At 37.6% G+C, this 17,839-nt stretch carries 13 protein-coding genes and 1 pseudogene; 2 read left to right on the forward strand and 12 right to left on the reverse strand.

Translation table 11 applies throughout. The features are described 5' to 3' along the window. Nucleotides 1–218: 218 nt before the first annotated feature. The 11 genes and pseudogenes from H583_RS31565 to H583_RS0101760 form a co-directional block, all read right to left on the reverse strand. The gene (locus tag H583_RS31565) at nucleotides 219–1,052 is read right to left on the reverse strand and encodes a class I SAM-dependent methyltransferase (protein ID WP_051235848.1); all 834 of its coding nucleotides are present in this window, start codon (nucleotides 1,050–1,052) and stop codon (nucleotides 219–221) included. A 142-nt stretch (nucleotides 1,053–1,194) separates the two neighbouring features. Continuing rightward, nucleotides 1,195–1,323 (reverse strand): class III lanthipeptide, encoded by a 129-nt coding sequence (locus H583_RS37315; RefSeq protein ID WP_211228302.1) that lies wholly within the window; start codon nucleotides 1,321–1,323, stop codon nucleotides 1,195–1,197. Between the two features lie 35 nt (nucleotides 1,324–1,358). Then, the gene (locus tag H583_RS37320; protein ID WP_211228304.1) at nucleotides 1,359–1,487 is read right to left on the reverse strand and encodes a class III lanthipeptide; all 129 of its coding nucleotides are present in this window, start codon (nucleotides 1,485–1,487) and stop codon (nucleotides 1,359–1,361) included. Between the two features lie 82 nt (nucleotides 1,488–1,569). After that, entirely contained in the window at nucleotides 1,570–4,188 is a 2,619-nt protein-coding gene (lanKC, locus tag H583_RS0101735) for a class III lanthionine synthetase LanKC (RefSeq protein ID WP_028558967.1), read from the reverse strand. Nucleotides 4,189–4,282: 94 nt separating this feature from the next. Then, nucleotides 4,283–4,936, reverse strand: a complete 654-nt coding sequence (locus H583_RS0101740; RefSeq protein ID WP_028558968.1) for an ABC-2 transporter permease — start codon at nucleotides 4,934–4,936, stop codon at nucleotides 4,283–4,285. Beyond that, nucleotides 4,937–5,788: an ABC transporter ATP-binding protein gene (locus H583_RS0101745; RefSeq protein ID WP_028558969.1), complete on the reverse strand. Its 852-nt coding sequence runs from the start codon at nucleotides 5,786–5,788 to the stop codon at nucleotides 4,937–4,939. Nucleotides 5,789–6,619: 831 nt separating this feature from the next. Continuing rightward, a complete protein-coding gene (gene yfmH, locus H583_RS0101750; protein ID WP_028558970.1) occupies nucleotides 6,620–7,903 on the reverse strand; it encodes an EF-P 5-aminopentanol modification-associated protein YfmH in 1,284 nt (427 codons plus the stop codon). After that, nucleotides 7,872–9,182, reverse strand: a complete 1,311-nt coding sequence (gene yfmF / locus H583_RS31570; RefSeq protein WP_051235849.1) for an EF-P 5-aminopentanol modification-associated protein YfmF — start codon at nucleotides 9,180–9,182, stop codon at nucleotides 7,872–7,874. Before yfmF ends, yfmH begins: the two co-directional genes overlap by 32 nt. Nucleotides 9,183–9,717: 535 nt before the next feature. Beyond that, on the reverse strand, nucleotides 9,718–9,900 hold the full coding sequence (locus H583_RS38040) for an IS3 family transposase (protein WP_154665771.1): 183 nt from the start codon (nucleotides 9,898–9,900) through the stop codon (nucleotides 9,718–9,720). Nucleotides 9,901–9,923: 23 nt separating this feature from the next. Beyond that, nucleotides 9,924–10,067 (reverse strand): annotated as a pseudogene (locus tag H583_RS38045) (DDE-type integrase/transposase/recombinase); the annotation flags it as partial. A 729-nt stretch (nucleotides 10,068–10,796) separates the two neighbouring features. Then, nucleotides 10,797–11,879 (reverse strand): NAD(P)H-dependent flavin oxidoreductase, encoded by a 1,083-nt coding sequence (locus tag H583_RS0101760; protein ID WP_028558971.1) that lies wholly within the window; start codon nucleotides 11,877–11,879, stop codon nucleotides 10,797–10,799. Nucleotides 11,880–12,598: 719 nt separating this feature from the next. Between H583_RS0101760 and H583_RS0101770 the strand changes: the two genes are divergently transcribed. Both H583_RS0101770 and H583_RS0101775 read left to right on the forward strand, forming a co-directional pair. Continuing rightward, nucleotides 12,599–13,678 carry a YrpD family protein gene (locus H583_RS0101770; protein ID WP_028558972.1) on the forward strand — a complete coding sequence of 360 codons (1,080 nt, stop codon included), beginning with the start codon at nucleotides 12,599–12,601 and terminating at the stop codon, nucleotides 13,676–13,678. A gap of 266 nt (nucleotides 13,679–13,944) precedes the next feature. Next, nucleotides 13,945–15,015 (forward strand): serine hydrolase domain-containing protein, encoded by a 1,071-nt coding sequence (locus H583_RS0101775; protein ID WP_028558973.1) that lies wholly within the window; start codon nucleotides 13,945–13,947, stop codon nucleotides 15,013–15,015. Between the two features lie 155 nt (nucleotides 15,016–15,170). On the opposite strand, the gene glmS is transcribed toward H583_RS0101775, so the two are convergent. Further along, the gene (glmS, locus tag H583_RS0101780) at nucleotides 15,171–17,003 is read right to left on the reverse strand and encodes a glutamine--fructose-6-phosphate transaminase (isomerizing) (protein ID WP_028558974.1); all 1,833 of its coding nucleotides are present in this window, start codon (nucleotides 17,001–17,003) and stop codon (nucleotides 15,171–15,173) included. Between the last annotated feature and the right edge of the window lie 836 nt (nucleotides 17,004–17,839).

The raw sequence follows: 17,839 nt of genomic DNA on the forward strand, positions 1-17,839 counted from the left end.
GATCGAAAATCAGGGCTTTACATATTGTCAAATCCTAATGTAGTCTTATAATCTATTTGCTTTAGAATTCAGTGTTAGCCATAGAAGGTGGAAATTCATCTATTATGCTAACACTGAATTCTAATGAATCTTAGCCATTTTAAAAGACTCATTTCAAGTAATTTAAACTAAGACAAAATACCTATCTTCATGCTTAATTCATCTAAAAATATAAATATTTACTTTTTCTTCAAAACTGCTGCAAAGTACTCACTATTATTTATATAATCTCCACCATTAACATCTGCATAAACCTTCTCGAGGATAAATCCGGCTTCATTCACTTCTTTTTCTAAACTTTCAATAGTGAAATGCTGATTCCAATAATTATAATTCACAATTTTACCATCACCAAAAACCAGAACGTTTTTCGCCAAAGTTACTTTATCAGGGTACTTCATTGTAGCGTATAAAGTTAAATGTTTCCTATCCGAAAATGGGTTGTCTTTTCTAGAAAGACCCCACATTAAATTTTGTTGGAAGTTTTCATAGCTAGCTTCTGATAATACATCTAATAGAACTAACCCCCCAGGTTTTAAACCACGATGGATATTGCGAAGTATTTGCTTTCTATTCTCTGGACTAAAGACACTATAAATTTGATAAATGAGTAAAGCTAAATCAAATTCATTTTCAATTTCAATTTTAGTAATATCCTCATCTCTATAATCTATTGATAAATCATTTTTTTTCGCTTCATTAATTGCGTATTCAATTGATTTCTTGTTAAAATCCACACCAACAACTTCGTATCCCTTCAAGGCTAAATTTTGAGAATAAAGCCCTGGCCCGCAACCTAAGTCAATAACTTTTTTATACTTCTCTACTGGTGCGACTTCACTAATAAAATGAACCGTTTCATGAACAAAATTGCTTCCCCTGCTCCCCCCAGGTATATTTTCATCAAAATGAGATTTTAAAACAAGATCTGCTCTATCTGGATCAAGCCAAATTTCTTGTGTCCCTTCCTCAAACGGCTCAGGATTTTGTGCTATTTCTAATAGCTTTTCCATTTTGGTCACCCTCCATTGATTTTTTGATGATATTTAGTTACCTAGAATAATATTGTTGCTTAGCTAAAAATCAGCTAAGCAACAATTGAACATGACTTTGTATTGAAACATCAAGTAACTCATATAAATAAGGATCATTCATTTAGCAATTGTTCACACTTATTGTGGAAAGAAAAATGGTTACTGTCCACGTTGTTACTGTAGCTTCCGCTGCCTGGCCTTTGCCCTCTGCGTCATGAGCCAATTTTTGCAATTCTAATACGGCGTTCATCTTATCACCTCCTTTATTTTATTAAGAACGTCCATCTAGCAATTGTTCACACTTATTGTGGAAAGAAAAATGGTTACTGTCCACGTTGTTACTGTAGCTTCCGCTGCCTGGCCTTTGCCCTTTGCGTCATGAGCTAATTTTTGCAGTTCCAATACGTTGTTCATTGATTTCACCTCCTTTACTTAATCATTGAGACTTTCATTCAACAATGATTACTTATTTAGTATTAAATGACAGATAAGTATTTTATGAAATTCGTTCACTAGTTACTGATAGAACCTTGGCTTTTGTTCTTGCTAGAAATTCATCCGAATTGACCAATGGTAGCCAATAGAGAGGATTATTCTTAATTACGCCCATTAAAGCCAATATGATTCCTGAGCTGCCTGTATAAATATCATCTGATAATCGATAAGAAAATTGCCCTGAGTATACATAATAATCATTTTTTTTAATTAAAAAGACATTAAGTAAATCCAATACCTCAATAATGATTTTTTCACGTTTTTCATTACAAGTTTCCATTGAAGGAAGCAACAGAAGGCTTCCTGCACCATCAAATAAGCTCCCACTAATTGTGGATCGTGTCATTGATAATTTTAAAATTGCATCCATTTCTTCCCTATAAAGGTCTTGTCCACTCACATGGTTTAAGAACCAAATTGAAATCCCAATTCCAATAGAACCTCCAGATAGGTATGGCAGCAGACGATTACGCTTATCCAATGTTTGTAATACACCGGTTATGTCATCTTTTTTTGTCTTTTCCAAGTCTTCCTTTATTAGTAACTCGGCCTTTTCTAAATATTTTATATTATTGGTAGCTGAATAAAGTGCGGAATAAAACAATGCTACACCGGATAATCCATCAATTAAACCTATATCTACCGCCATCCAGTCATTAACTCTTAACGATCCATCCTTACCTTTATTAAATCGAATGGATTGTTCTATTTCTTCTGCAAATCCTAAATACTCCCTATTTTCTGTCTCAAGATATAAACTAATTACGAATAGCCCTATTCCTGAAAGACCCGAGCGTAACGTAATATTCGTTTCGTTAATATTATCTTTTAAACTCTTCAATTCATTGAAGAAAATCTCCTTATAGCCTTTATCATAAAGCAAAGCCAATATCCCTGTTTTTCCAGTAAACAATCCATTGTCTTCAATCCGGGATATACTGTCTAATAAAAAACTTTGAATCCAGTTATCTACTTCTAAATGACTAGAATTTTTTTTGTGAAGTGTAAAAGCAGCACCACTACCTCCAGTTAAAAAATTAAAATCCCCCCCTTTCATCTCAAATTGACGAATGTCACCATTAATGAGCCTTTCATCATTTGTTAAATGATTTTCAATACCTCTTATTAAGTTATTAATTATAGAAGATAAGTCAAAGTCACTTGAATAATCACTAAGGTTAATTTCTGTAGGACTATAATCCTGGTAAACTTTTATCCTTTTATCGCATTCTGCTTGTAAATCCATAATAAAACTATAAAATGTATTTTCATAATTTTCTTTAATCCAATTCAGGTGGTTATATTGCAGATACCCATCTAAATCTTCGGAAGATATAACCGGAAGTGCTAAATACCTGATCAATCTCTTTAATGCAAACCAATCCCTTGCACCACTAACCTTCATTTCTTGCGAAACAAATCCAAGTGTAGCCATATTAGGCTTGTCTTTTGAAGTAACAGGCATAGCAGTTTCAAAATCAATTATCCTAACGGTTAGGTCCCCGGTTATCATGATATTGGCTGGTTGCAAATCACCCATAGCAATCCCATGATTATGCATTTGATCTATTAGAGAAAAAAGTTGTATCAATATCTTTTTAACATTTTTAACATGACTAATTATATCCATTCCCCTAAAAAACGGAAAATCTTGCGCAATCCACTGCCTTATATCTCTCCCTTCAATGAATTCCTCTACTAAAAAATAATGCTCCCACTCTTGGAAATACTCAACCAAATTAACAACACCGGATACATTTTGCAGTTTCTTTAAAGCATCATATTCGTTTTTTTGCCTTGTTAAGGCATCTTGGACTGCCCCATCTAACCCGGCATTTGGTCTAGCTTCTTTAATAATTACTTTTAAATTGTCTTTCTTTCGGGTAGCAAGGTAAACCCCACCAGCGTTACTGCAGCTCAAGGCAGTTTCAATTATATATTGCTCTAAGTTGCTCTTCTCTTTGTTTTCTAAGTCACCGGAATTATTAATAGAATTAAGATAATTGTCAAAATCTTTTACAAATTCAGGGACCTGGTAAAAAGGAGTTCTTTGATCCTGAATTAAATTACCTTCCTCATCTCTAATACAATGTTCGCCATTTTCATTGTATACACTTGTAAATCCTCCATACCTATAAAACACATTACTATCTTTCCATCTCTTATCACTAAGTATATAAGGTCCTTTTTTGAATTCTTGAATTTTAAAGGATATTTCTTCCAATAAATCAACAAAGGCTTCGTTATTTATAGGATATATCGTTATAAATTTGCCAGAAGAGGCTCGATTAGCGTTTTTCGAATTCACCTCAATAAAACTCTCTTTATCCTTTAGATGCTTGAACTCAATCTTTTTATCTATACATAACCGTGCAACTCTCTCTAGAAGATTCTGTGAGTCTTCTAATGACGAAGTCACATGAATTTTCCAACCTTGGTCCGGGAGTATTAAGTCCTTAACGTGATAGTACTTCCAAACTGACTCTCCTGCTGATATAACAGCGTATGTATCCGGAATTTCATTCAATTCATATACGTGTGTCCTTCCATTCTTATCAGGTTTCCCATAATATTCCGAATTAGGTTTCAAATATTGATAGTAGAGCATATTACCTTCCATTTTAACCCCTCCATTTGTTTCAAATTGTATTCATTTTTATCTACTCACATCCAGTAAATAATAAATCACTACAATCAATAGCATTTTGTATATACTAAAATTCTTTTTTTAAATATATAAATACAGAAATAAAAAAGGAAATCATATACACGATTAGGCCGAAAAGCATGTAGATAATTGGGACGTACAAAGATGGGTCTATATTTAAATTTGATGATACTAATTGTTCTGATAAATAAGCAATCAAACCTTGTGTAGAAAAAGTAACAAAAATTCCCCCACCTACACTCCCAATTGCATTAGAATCAGCTTTTTCTGGTCCAAAAATATAGTAGAGTGGATAATTTATTGCACCGGTAAGGAGGACGATGAAAGTTCCAAAATTGATAATTTGAAGTATGCCATCAACTGGTGTATTTGAAACCAGGCCATATATATAAAAGATGGCATATGATAATAATGCTCCGTAAATTACAGTTAAAAAATAGAAAAGGTAGTGGCTTTGCACAATATGTCTTCTATTAACTGGTAAAGTCAGTACATACTTATCATAGCCAGACTTGCCCTCGTATTTGATAACGTCAAGCGCTGGCATCACTACAAGCAAGATACTTAACATGGAAACCAGACGGTTCATTGAAGTACCTCCAAAATAAAACAATAATCCAGATGCTATCAATGCTATTCCTGTGTACGCAAAAAAACTTCGATAAACGAGGTAATAGCTTGTCAATAATAGCCCACTCATCTATTTCTCACTCCTTGCCAATAAAACACTAATTTCCTCCATGGATATGGGTTTAGGCATAATTTTATTGGGCAACTCTTCTTTATCTGATACAAGTACACTAAAATATGAACCATAGTTTCTTTTAGCTACAACTATATCTTTGTTGATTAAGGTTAATTGTTTCTCATCAATATCTACAATTGCATAACTTTTAAAAACCTTATTTTTTTCTTCATTTAACAGAATTTCACCATTTTTTATAAAGACAAGGTGGCTAGCTATTCTATCCACATCACTCATTATGTGAGAGGAAAGTAATATCGCACCTTTTCCATCTCTTACAAATTCACTCAATTCATCTAACAATTCCTCCCTTGATGAGGGATCAAGCCCTCCTGTCGCTTCATCCAGCATTAATAATTTTGCATGGTGCGACAAGGCGACAGCTGCCGACAATTTCATGGACATCCCACGTGATAACTTATTTACTTTTTTATCGATAGGTAAAGAAAAAGACTGTACTAATTGATAAAATTTGGTTTGATCCCATGAGTCAAACATTTTTTTAAATACTGTATTTAGTTGCTTTATTGTAAGATGAGCCGGCAGATTTGCAGCATCAAATACGACTCCAATTCTCTCCTTGAGTTTCACATGTTTATTAATATCTTCTTCATCAAATATCTTTACTGTACCAGTATCCTTGGAAGTTAACCCTAATACTATTTTAAATGTTGTTGATTTTCCTGCCCCGTTATCACCAATGAATCCAACAATTGAGCCGGACGGCACATTGAATGAAACATCTTTTAAAACAACTTTGTCTCCGAACGATTTGCCGATATTTTTGATCTCTAAAAGATTTGCCATCATTTCACTCCCATATAGTAGTTAATAGAAAGAAGTTTTATTTATTTCTACCCCTTTATAATTCTGGTATTATATATTTGTCCAACCGTTGTAATTAATTAATAAAAGAAAGCGTGTACTTATCTCTTTTTAAAAAAAGTTGCCGTTGTTTCTATTATGAACCAGTTCCTTTAAAGCTTAGCACCATCGCTTTATCATGGTAAATCTATAAAGTAAAAATTTATAGTTTATCCAATTTTCTTATTGTATAAGAGAACAAATTCTAATGAGTAATCCAAGAGGGCGAAAGTTGAAATTGAAAGATCGCGTAAAAAATTGAGGATACCACTTGTTGTGAAGCTGTAAAAGATGTGGATGAATTGCTCATGATGGATTTGGTTTGCTACAAAATGCTTGCTGTAGTAGTTATAATTTTGAGTTCCAAAATGTCCAGTTCATGAAGGAGGGTAAGTTTGATTTTTTCGATTTTTCTGTGTTTCATTTATGGCCGGTCGGTGCTAGTAGGGGGAATCATAGAAAGAATTAAAGCCTTAAATCATTATTGAAATATACACTATAAAGCAAAAAAACCAATGATAACTTGTAAATAAAATTTTATGTCAAAAAACAATATTTTAAATCCATATTTAGCATAATTATACAACAAATTTGACTTCATTTCAACATTTTTTACAATTTTTATATAATCAAATATTTACTTCAATTTATTTAACTAAACTCTAAAGAAGAGCCATGCTCAACCTTCTACTTAAAAAATGAAGACATAGTTAAATAAGACTTTTCTTACATTTCGACATCGACTTATAACCATAGATATTATAAGTGAATTAACTACTTTCCAATTACAGTTAATGTTGTTTTTGATTCTTCAGAAAAGTGTAAATGCAGTACCTGTTCAAGGTCTTTTTCAGTTAAATTTTCAAGTGTAGGTAGGACATCAAATAAATCCATATCATTAAATCGATAACGCGTAAATTGGTTAGCGATAAATTGAGGCGAGTTAATTGCACTTAAGAAGCTGCCAATCTCTTTCTTAATTATGCGTTGTGCATCCTCTTTCTTTATGGATTCCTTTTTAAACTTAAAAACAGTTTCATCTACAATATTTATAATTTCTTCAGGCTCCCTGCTGTCACCGCCAATTACCGAAAAACCAAAGCCTTTTTCATTTGTATAATCAAAAGTAAGCGGCTTATCCAGATAACCACCATTATACATTTTTTCGTATGCTTCAGAGCTATTACCGAACATTAGCTCAAGTAAAACATTTAGAGACAGCTCATATTTAAGCAGCTCCTGACCTTGTCTTCCAGGGTTAGATTCTTTATAGCCAACAAAAACTTTAGGTGTTTGAACCGGCAAATTCATAACACTTGATCTTCTATTCACTTTGGCATCCTCATCGGGAAAAATACGGTGAATTTCTTCGGGTTTGCTAAATGTTTTTTGCTCTTGATTATTTCTAATGAGCTTTATGATTTCTTCAGGTTCGACAGGGCCAACAACAAAAAATAACATATTATTAGGATGATAGAAAGTATTATAACAAGCGTATAAATCCTCTTTAGTGATTTGATTAATAGAATTTACTGTTCCTGCTATATCAATTTTTACAGGATGACTCTTATACATGTTTGCTAAAATTCCAAAACGAGCACGCCAGTCTGGATTATCGTCATACATTTTTATTTCCTGTTCAATGATTCCCTTTTCCTTTTCTACCGTTTCATCTGAAAAATATGGATCTTGAACAAAATTTAGAAGGGTTGTGAGATTCTCATTTATATTAAATGTAGCTGACAATGTATATGCTGTACGGCTGAAACTTGTGAATGCATTAGCAAAAGCTCCTTGCTTTGCAAACGTATGATAGACATCGCCTTTTTCACTTTCAAACATTTTATGTTCTAAAAAATGGGCTATTCCATCCGGAACTTGAGTGATACATTTTTTTTCAGGTAACAAGAATTTATTATCTATCGAACCATACTTTGTTGTGAAGGTCGCAAATGTTTTATGAAAGCCTTTCTTAGGGAGTATAAAAATTTCAAGACCATTGACGAGCTTTTCATGATATATTGTCTCACCTAACTTTTTGTAAATTACTGCATTCATTGATATACTCCTCTCTGTTCAAGAAATAGATTGTATCAAGATTCCATTTATTAACAGCACGAACAACATCACTTTTTGATACCCTACTAATTCTTTTAATCTCATCATTTAAATTATTAGATAGTCCACTATCAATCGCTTGAATTGACACCTCCATAATTCCCAGCGGGGTATCATACGCTTCTAACAGCAGACTAATCAGCATCGCTTTACCTTGTGCAACTTCAGACTCCGTAAAGTCGCCCTTCTTCATGGCATACTCTTGCTCTCTTATAATTTCAACTGTACGTTCATAATTATCAAAATCAATTCCGGCCATCACTATTAGCAACCCTTTGTTGCTTTCTATCTGTGAATGAGCAAAATACGCAAGGCTTTCCTTTTCACGTACATTAATGAATAATTTTGAAGATGGAAACCTTCCAAAAATCGCATTTGCCACGCGTGCCGCTTCATAATCCTCATCTTGTATTGTAGAAAAGGTTCGATATCCCAGTAGTAGTTTGCCTTGATTTACATCCATTCTATCTTGAATTACCTTAACAGGATTTCCAACTTTTCGCTCTGAAGAGATTTCCTTAATAGGATTGTTATTATGTTGTTCAGAAAAAATATCCTGTACCATTGATTTAACTTCATTCTCGTTAAAGGCACCAACGATGAATAGATCAAAGAAACCGTTTTCAAGCAAATTTTTATATACTTGGTGAATAGATAGAGCATCTAGAGAAACGATATCTTCTTCTCTTCCGGATGCAGGAAACTGATATGCCTCACCTTTAAACATTTCTTCTATTAAACGAACATTGGCGTATAAAATTTTCTCATCATACATGGAAGAAAGTCGTTGCTTTAAGGAACGTTTCTCCTGTTCGACAATTGATGAATTAAATTTTCCATTTTCAAGCAATGGATTGTAAACAACCTCGTGCAGTAAATCAAGAGATAATTTTAGCAAAGAATGAGGTATACTAAGAAATTGATCTGCGGGAATCTCCATTCTAAACATAATAATTTGATGATCTCCCTTTTTTTGTACATCTGCTGAAAGTGTTGCTCCGTACATCTCGCCAAGTTTCTCCTTGATTAATTTACGATTTGGATAATTTATTGTCCCACTATTCAAAATGTGAGGAATTAATGCCCTTGCAGTTGTTAAATCCTCTTGAAGAGGTACTTTTATCATCAGCATTATACTAATCGTCTTAAATTTGTTCGTGCTACACAGGTGAAGTTGTAACCCATTATGTTCACTGGAGCTTATATGTACATCTTCCATAATTCAACCCCTATTCTCAATAATTTTAAAGCTATTATTTTTTCAACTTATGCAATTATAAAAATAAAATGGTAACAGGTCCTATTTATGTTGTAACTCACGTCAAGCTTTCTGGATGCCCTATCAAATATAAGTAGTTGAGGAATTGATTCGTTTAAAAATCGATGGTTTGCAGTATGTAATTATCAATTCAATAAAGAAAAGCACATTGAATCCATTTATCACTATAAATTTAATAAAATTTGTAATTATACACTTACAATACCTTAATTAAATAAGATTAGTCAATTAAAAATAATTAAAAAATTGTCTATCCTTCACGTCTCTATCTTTAAAATATTGTTTTATAGTATCCATATATCCTTATATTCTTACTCCAAATGAATGATCCAGTTTCCACTTTTCAAGAGTTTTTCATTGTTTCTCTCCGCTTGCAGATTACTGGCGCGAAGAACCACCCAGCCTCATCATGGATCGGAGTCCAAGCACTTGCTCACTGGACCTCTGTCAAGAAAGTAGACACTTCTATCGTGTATCAGTTTGCTTTTTTGTAATAATTCAACTCAAATTGATTGGGTGATAAATAACCCAACGAACTATGAATTCGTTTCCGGTTGTAAAAATACTCGAACAACTCTTGCTGTGCCTGAACTTTTGTCTTGAATTTCGTGCAGTAATGAACTCTTTCTTCAGTACACTGTGGAACGACTCGATACAAGCGTTATCGTAGCAATTCCCTTTGCGGCTCATGCTTGCTTTCATTTTGTATGTCTTTAATCGATTACGATAGTCCTCCGAAGCATACTGCGAGCCTTGGTCCGAATGCTGGATTAGCTTTTTCTTTGACCGCTGTGCTTCGTACGCTTGATCTAGCGCTGCAGTACAATATCTGTCGTCATTCGATCAGCAGGCTTCCAACCCACTATCTTGCGTGTGTATACATTAAGGACGCTGGCCAGAGATACATACGGCCTTCACTGCAAGGGATAAACGTAATATCGTTTACCCAGACTTTGTTTGGTGCTGTCGTCTCCAAGTTCTGGTTTAGATCCCCTGCGATCTCTGGCATGGTCTATTGCTTAACTGAAAACAAAAATACCGTAGTGAGATTCAAAAAAAGGGGTTCAGGTCTGAAAGAATTATGTGCAAATGTCATTCAATATTTTCACCACCAGTTATGAAGTATGTATAATGTTTTTTTAGCATTTTAAAAGGGAGCCTAGAATCAATCTCTCGGGCTCCCTTCTAGATACTGAAAATCACTCATCTTGCATGGTTCCACACTTTTTAATCACCGGACACTACTATTGGGTAATAAAAAAGTGTGAAACCAATTTTGTTGATTTTATTGGGTTTGCCGCGGCACGTGATAAAGACGAAAAAAAGAAAGTCTGGAACTACTAAAAATCATCATGACAAAAAAGTTGGAAACCTTTGATAATATACGACCATCTGCTTCTTACTTTCAAAGTTCAGCTACCGATAGCTCAATATTTATTTCTTAGTGAAAATATGACCAAAGTTGTTGCGCCCTTCAGCCGTTAAAGTCACATTCATTTTTCTCCGGTCATCCGGGATTGGGTGCTTTTAAACGTTCTTGATAACTGGCAACGACTAATGATTGATATTAAGAAGAATCGATTGAGCTTGATGAATGGTTTCTTCCACGATTCTTGCAGCGCTTTGTCCGGAAGTCAACATTCTCAACCCTTGTCCAGCCCACAATGACATAAAATCCGGGTTATTTTGCCTTGACGACGCGTTTCGAATATCCCTTGTCGCCGTATTCTGCGTCGGAAACTGAAGCGGCTCGATGCCGCTCTTATCCCACATCTCAATAAAAGAGTTCTTCACTCCTCTGGCAGGACGACCGGAAAAAGCCTTCGTGATGACCGTGCTTTCCTCATTGCCGGAGAGCAATATCTTCTGATAGGCTTCATGAGCACCAGATTCGAACGAGGTCAAAAAACGAGTGCCCATTTGCACTCCTTGGGCCCCTAGCGCAAGCGCGGCTACAAGCCCTCGTCCGTCCATGATCCCTCCCGCCGCGATAACCGGTACACGAACGCGGTCTGCCATTTGTGGTACTAACGCCATCGTTCCGATATTGGCGCCCATGGGCCGGCTTGAGATGTCGAAAGTTCCGCGGTGCCCCCCGGCTTCGCTCCCTTGGGCCACAATCGCATCACTACCCGCTTGCTCGGCCAGAAGAGCTTCCTGCACCGTGGTCGCCATAGTAACGATTCGAATGCCATGATCTTTCGCTTGCTTCATCATATGCGTGGGAAGAACGCCGAAAGCTGTGCTAATCACCGGTACTTGTTCCTCCATCAAAACGGCAAATTGTTGCTCGAAATAATCGGGTGACTGCACAGCTTCTCCCGAAACTGGTACAATGCCCAGTTGCTTTCGCATTTCGTTTAATTCTCGCTGAACTTCTTCGGTTCTCGAATTATCATCGACAGCTCGGATCGAGAACAAATTCACTCCAAAGGGGGCGTTCGTTAGTTCACGAATCTCCCGTATCGCAGCGCGAAGCACTTCGGGTGCCATATAGGCGGCTCCCAGCGTTCCAAGGCCCCCTGCATTAGATACGGCAGCAGCCAAGCTGACCGTCCCGGGCCCTCCGGCCATCCCGGCCAGAAAAATAGGGTAACGAATATGAAACAGGCGACAAAGCGCGGTATCTAGCTTCATTCTTCTCTTCCTCCCTTTAGTGCCATACAACAGTAGTATCTCTATCGCGACATGCAACCAAACGCTTTCCGGTTGCCGAGTGCTTATCTTATTCTATATCCAAGCGTTGGCCTAAATAAAGCTAAACGCTGATCCCTTTCGTGACCCGACTATAGTCACCCTATAATGATGTGTTTATCCAATCCATTTTGATATTGGGTTGAAATTTTTCTCAATTTCATACATCGAATGATTACTTTGAATATATTCAGACAGCCTTATCTCATAATCATCCCATTCATTATTTAATTCCTCATTACCATATTTTTTTACCATGCTACATAAATCCGCATCAAACTAGATTTTTCCACTGCCCCAATCTCCACACTTATCTGATGAACAGATGCACGACGAATGATGCAGGGAACACAGTAATCACAATTCTGATACGGGTTCCCTATCGTATGGGAAAATAAGAAATGTAATTTCAAGACTTTTCGAATGTTTGAGAACCATATATTACTCTTAAATTCTATACTTACAATTATGAGCCCGCTTGAAATTTGTCTGCTTCGGGCAAGCTCAAATAAACTCCAATACTCTATGAACGTATCCTATGCAAAGAGGTTTAGTTAAAATTATTTTCATTTTCCTTAAAAGTTAATTATATACATTTAGATCATTTTATTGTATAGTAGACTCGTTGTTGAATTCTATTAATTAGAATAGGAGGTATTATTATGAAAAAATTAAGCAGTTTGATCTTGTCAGCAGTTGTTCTCACTTCGTTACTTGGCCCTGTAGGTGCAGCGGGGGCAAAGGGAACAACACCAGAAAATTCTTTACAGGCGACGGTGAGTTTTGAAGATGGCATCAGTAGCTCGGAAGTTGCGAGTCAGAAGTTGATAGATTTTGAACGAAACGCACTGAATGCTATTCAACAAGAATCGAATTTGTCGAGTAAATCAAATGTAGCTAAGAATCTTGACGGGTCGGACGTAGCTAGTGAAAACAATGAGGTATTCAACTATATCTCAACGGATGAAAACTTTACTTATTTATATGAGTCATACACAGATGGAAGAGAAGCCAAAATATTAGTGGGCGAAAATCAGGAAAACGCTCCAATTCAATCTATAAACAACATCACACCTCTAGCAGCTGTTAATCTACCAGATGGTTGGGGCGGAAGACAAAGAATAACCAGTTCTGGTTCTGTCTTGACTACCAGTGTTAATCTGCCTTCCTCAGTAACCAAAGCAGGTAATGGTGTTCCTTACATTTATGTTGGATTCTCTGGTAGTAAAGAGTCAGATATGGGACTTCAATATGCTATGAATCGTGGACCTGCTCAAAATCAACCGGCTTGGGTACCATACATGCGCCTTTCAGGCGGAGTTTATGGCTCTCAAGTAGCTCCAAATGATCAAGTTTCCTACAAAAACGGTTATAAGCAAGGGACTACCGTTGGTTTTCAAGCTTACAGAAATTATAACAATACAGGAAAAGTAAGACTTACAACATTTGGTTATGCAATTTGCAGCGATTATGTTTGCACAAATACAGGAAACTACTACCTTACAACCATTGTTGAATATACGATGGCAGTCACTAGTATAAGTAGTTGGAAAGTTTTAGCTACGGTTGCTGTGCTATCAGGACAAACGGAAGGTACCGCTACTTATTCAACCACTTTTAATAATATAGTTATTGATTTTGTCGCAGTGCCTAGTGCGAACTTCCAAACTCCAGAAGAAGATTACGCCACAATATCCCGAACTTCTAATAATGTGACAATAAATGTTAAGAAGACAAGCTAACTGAGCTTTAATCCGTACAATCGATAAATGTGGAAAAAGCGATGGCGGGAATTTATCCCCGCATCGCTTTTTCACATTTTCCATTGGCATTCATAAGCCAGGGAGTTCCAACAGACAGATCTCCATACCACCTAATCCCGTAACGGGCAGGAATGTTGGGAAATGAAAACGAATACATAATTTAGATTCCCGAAATAGGTTGATTAACGTGATTTCAACATTCGAGTAATGGAAGCATCATAAAACTAAAAGGAGTAACTTTTACTATGAAGGATTTACAAAGTTTTGTTTCAGATTATACGAAAGATAAGAAACATTTACATCTTGTTATCGGGATTATTAGGGAGGGAGATATTGAATACTTTTCGTTTTGTAATAATAAAAAGAAAAGTATGATCCCTCCTGAAAATATGTTGTTTGAAATCGGCTCCATAACCAAAGTATTTACATCAATACTTTTATTAGAAATGGAACGGGAAAAACTGGTTTTCTCGGATGACATTGTCGGTAAGTACGTGCAAAACGTTGAAAACGATTATTTGAATAAGATTACCTTGAAAAGTCTTGCTACTCATACCTCAGGATTACCTATATTGGCAACAAATCACGTTTTGTCTAAAAATAGATCGAATCCTTATTCAACTTATACCGAAGAAGATTTAACTGCTTTTTTAGCTAATGCTGATTACACTGATAGCATTGGTTCGTTTGAATATTCCAATATCGGTGTGGGCTTACTGGGAAATATTTTATGTAAGGTGTCAGGAAGTAAGTATGAAGAACTGTTAAAAAAATATATAACGAGTCCATTAAAGATGAATGAGACAGCCGTTATGCTTGATTCAGAACAAAATGACAGGTTTTTGAATGGACATGCTTCAACTGGGAAAAGAGTCCCTCATTGGGATCTTTCTATATATGAAGGAGCTGGGGGGATTAAGTCATCTGTTAGCGATTTGAGTTTATTTGTCCAAGCCAATCTAAATGATGATAATCCGATAGCCTCTACACTACAAAAAAGTCATCTCCCTATATGGATCGGAAATTCAAACCGTTATTTTGGCTGGGGTGAGGATAAACTTCTAGATAAATGTATCCTCTGGCATAACGGGGGCACTTCTGGCTTTAATAGTTATCTAGCTTTGAATAAGGAACTTAGTGCAGGAATTGTATTACTATCAAATTATTCTTTTTTCTCAAATTCTCTTATGGATTATTATTTTGCTCAATTAATGAAATTGATTACTAAAAAAGAGCCTTCTCAAGGAACTATGATAGACTCTATAGGTAAAAAAATATTTGAAGCAATTATATGTAGAAAAAAGTCATTAAGCTAACGGAACACGATAGTTATACATAAGGGTTCCACATATTAGTCATGCATAATATGTAGAACCCTTTATTTTATTTGATTTCCTTAAGTTTAGGTCTTGATAATTCTCAGTCTAACACTTTATTTTCTTCTGACAACTACTTCATATCCCCCAATCCCCTACTCCACCGTCACACTCTTCGCCAAGTTCCTTGGCTTATCGACATCGTGGCCAAGAGCCAGGGAAGCATAGTAAGACAGCAATTGCAGCGGGATCACGGACAGAGCTGGTGTCAGCAGCGGCAGCGTGTTCGGAATTGAGAACAGCTCGTCGACCGACTTCGCTACCTCTTCCGCATTGCTGTTATTGGTTACACCCAGCACACGTGCGCCGCGCGCCTTCACTTCTTTAATATTGCTGAGCGTCTTCTCATACAACTCTTCCTGCGTAACCAGAGCAATGACAGGCGTACCCTCCTCAATCAGAGCCAGCGTACCATGTTTCAGCTCACCAGCTGCATAAGCCTCTGAGTGAATGTAAGAAATTTCCTTTAATTTCAACGAGCCTTCCTGCGCTACTGCAAAATCCAGTCCGCGTCCAATGAAAAACAAGTTGCTGTGCTTGGCAATCGACTCCGCAAGTTGCTTCACAGCCTGTGCCTGCTCAAGTAAAGTCTCTACCTTCTCCGGCAAGGTCAGCATTTCTTGCGCAATGTTGCTGATAAACGCCTGATCTCTTGTCTCCAGCGATTGTGCCAGATACAATCCAACCATGTAGAAAGCAATCAGCTGCGAAGAATATGCCTTTGTAGAAGCTACTGCAATCTCAGGCCCTGCCCAAGTAGTGATCACATCATCCGCTTCACGGGCCACCGAGCTGCCCACGACATTCGTAATCGCCCATACTCTTGCGCCGCAGCGTTTCGCTTCACGCAATGCAGCGAGTGTATCTGCTGTCTCGCCGGATTGACTCACAACAATTACGAGCGTATCTTCTGTAATAATAGGGTTGCGGTAACGGTACTCAGAGGCTACATCCGTTTCCACCGGAATACGTGCGAGCTGCTCAATAACGGTCTTGCCGATCAGACCTGCATGGAAGGCTGTTCCGCAGGCCACAATGTGAATCTTGCGAATCGCTTTAAGCTGATCTACCGTCATGCCGATTTCTTTCAGTTGAACAGACTTGCCATCCTCGGAGATGCGTCCAAGCATTGTCTCGCGGTAAGCCTTTGGCTGCTCGTAGATTTCTTTCAGCATAAAGTGGTCAAATCCGGCTTTTTCTGCCGTAATCAAATCCCAATCGACATGAAATATTTCCTTGGAAATACTTTCGCCCTGAATCGACAGCAATTCAACACCACCGCGTGTCAAAATCGCCATTTCGCCGTCATCCAGAATATATACATTGCGCGTATGCTCCAGGATTGCCGGAATATCCGATCCAATAAAGTTCTCGCCTTCGCCAAGTCCGATAACAAGCGGGCTTGCATAGCGGACTGCAACAAGACGATCGGGCTCATATTCAGTGAGCACGCCTAATGCAAATGCGCCGCGCATTCTTTTTACAGCACGTTGGACAGCTTTGACTATATCCCCGTCATACTCGGAAGCAATGAGGTGAGAGATAACCTCTGTATCGGTCTCGGATACAAAATTCCGTCCCTCCAGGCTCAGTTCCTCGCGCAGCTCCAGGTAGTTCTCAATAATCCCGTTATGCACAACAGAAAATTTCGTTGAATTATCCGTATGCGGGTGGGAGTTCACATCCGATGGCTTGCCATGAGTTGCCCAACGTGTATGCCCGATTCCGACAGAACCATGCAGCGGCTGCTCCTGCAGCTTCTCCTCCAGAATAGCCAGACGGCCCTTGGACTTGCTAATCTCCAGACCTTTATCTGTAAATACAGCAATCCCTGCCGAGTCATAGCCACGGTACTCCAGCTTCTTCAAACCTTCCACCAAAATCCCCTGTGAATCTCTCATCCCGATATATCCAACAATTCCACACATATTTATATAGACCTCCGTAACGTTTATTTTTGTCCAAAACGTCTACGAATGCCTGAGCTCATGCGGCCAGAGGCAGTATTCAATTGTCACGTCCCCATTAGCCGATGAAATCGGCATCGTGAACGCATAAGCCCGCACCTGTCTTCCCCGCCGGAAGATCAGTCCATGCGATATTAGAAAAATCAGTAAACCAAATAACAGTACAAGCTTAAAAAAGCTTACACCGACCCTATGGATAAGGAATAGATACTTCGAATCCGTCCTTGGATATAGTCTTCCCCCACAGAATAAAAATTCATGAGCAAACAGACCTCTTCCTAAGAGAACGGACGCTCCTGCATGTTTGAAGCATTCAATATTTAATTCATATATATAGTCAAGTTAAATAAGTTCAGTTTAAGCATCCTGCCGAACCTTTGTCCGACCAGTTGCCCGGCCGTTTTGCGTTTCGGCTTACGGTTTGGATGAATAACCGAAGGGTCCCCGCCGAATGAATCCGAACACCCTCACCTCGTCAGCTTGCCTGAAATCCCGTTGCTTTTCCGTGGCGATTTCCTCGCAAGCTCTGGCGCTTGTATTGCTGTCTGACCTCTATCCTGCCTTTCCTTCTTGAATCATACTACCTATCATATTCATTTTCATGCCGGGTTGCAACCAAAAACTCAAATTCAATCCCCAAAACTACTCAAATGTCCCAGAAATTTCATTCTTAAGCGAGCTAATGTCGTCTGCCATAGAGGATTGTTCACCGTATTAAATGTCTGCCTGCACTGTCGATCTCTGTCCGTCCCGCCCAGCCAAAGCCCTCAGCAGTCCCAGCACATGATGCCGCTTTG

Source organism: Paenibacillus pinihumi DSM 23905 = JCM 16419, assembly GCF_000422505.1.
In the GTDB taxonomy this organism is placed as follows: domain Bacteria; phylum Bacillota; class Bacilli; order Paenibacillales; family Paenibacillaceae; genus Paenibacillus_D; species Paenibacillus_D pinihumi.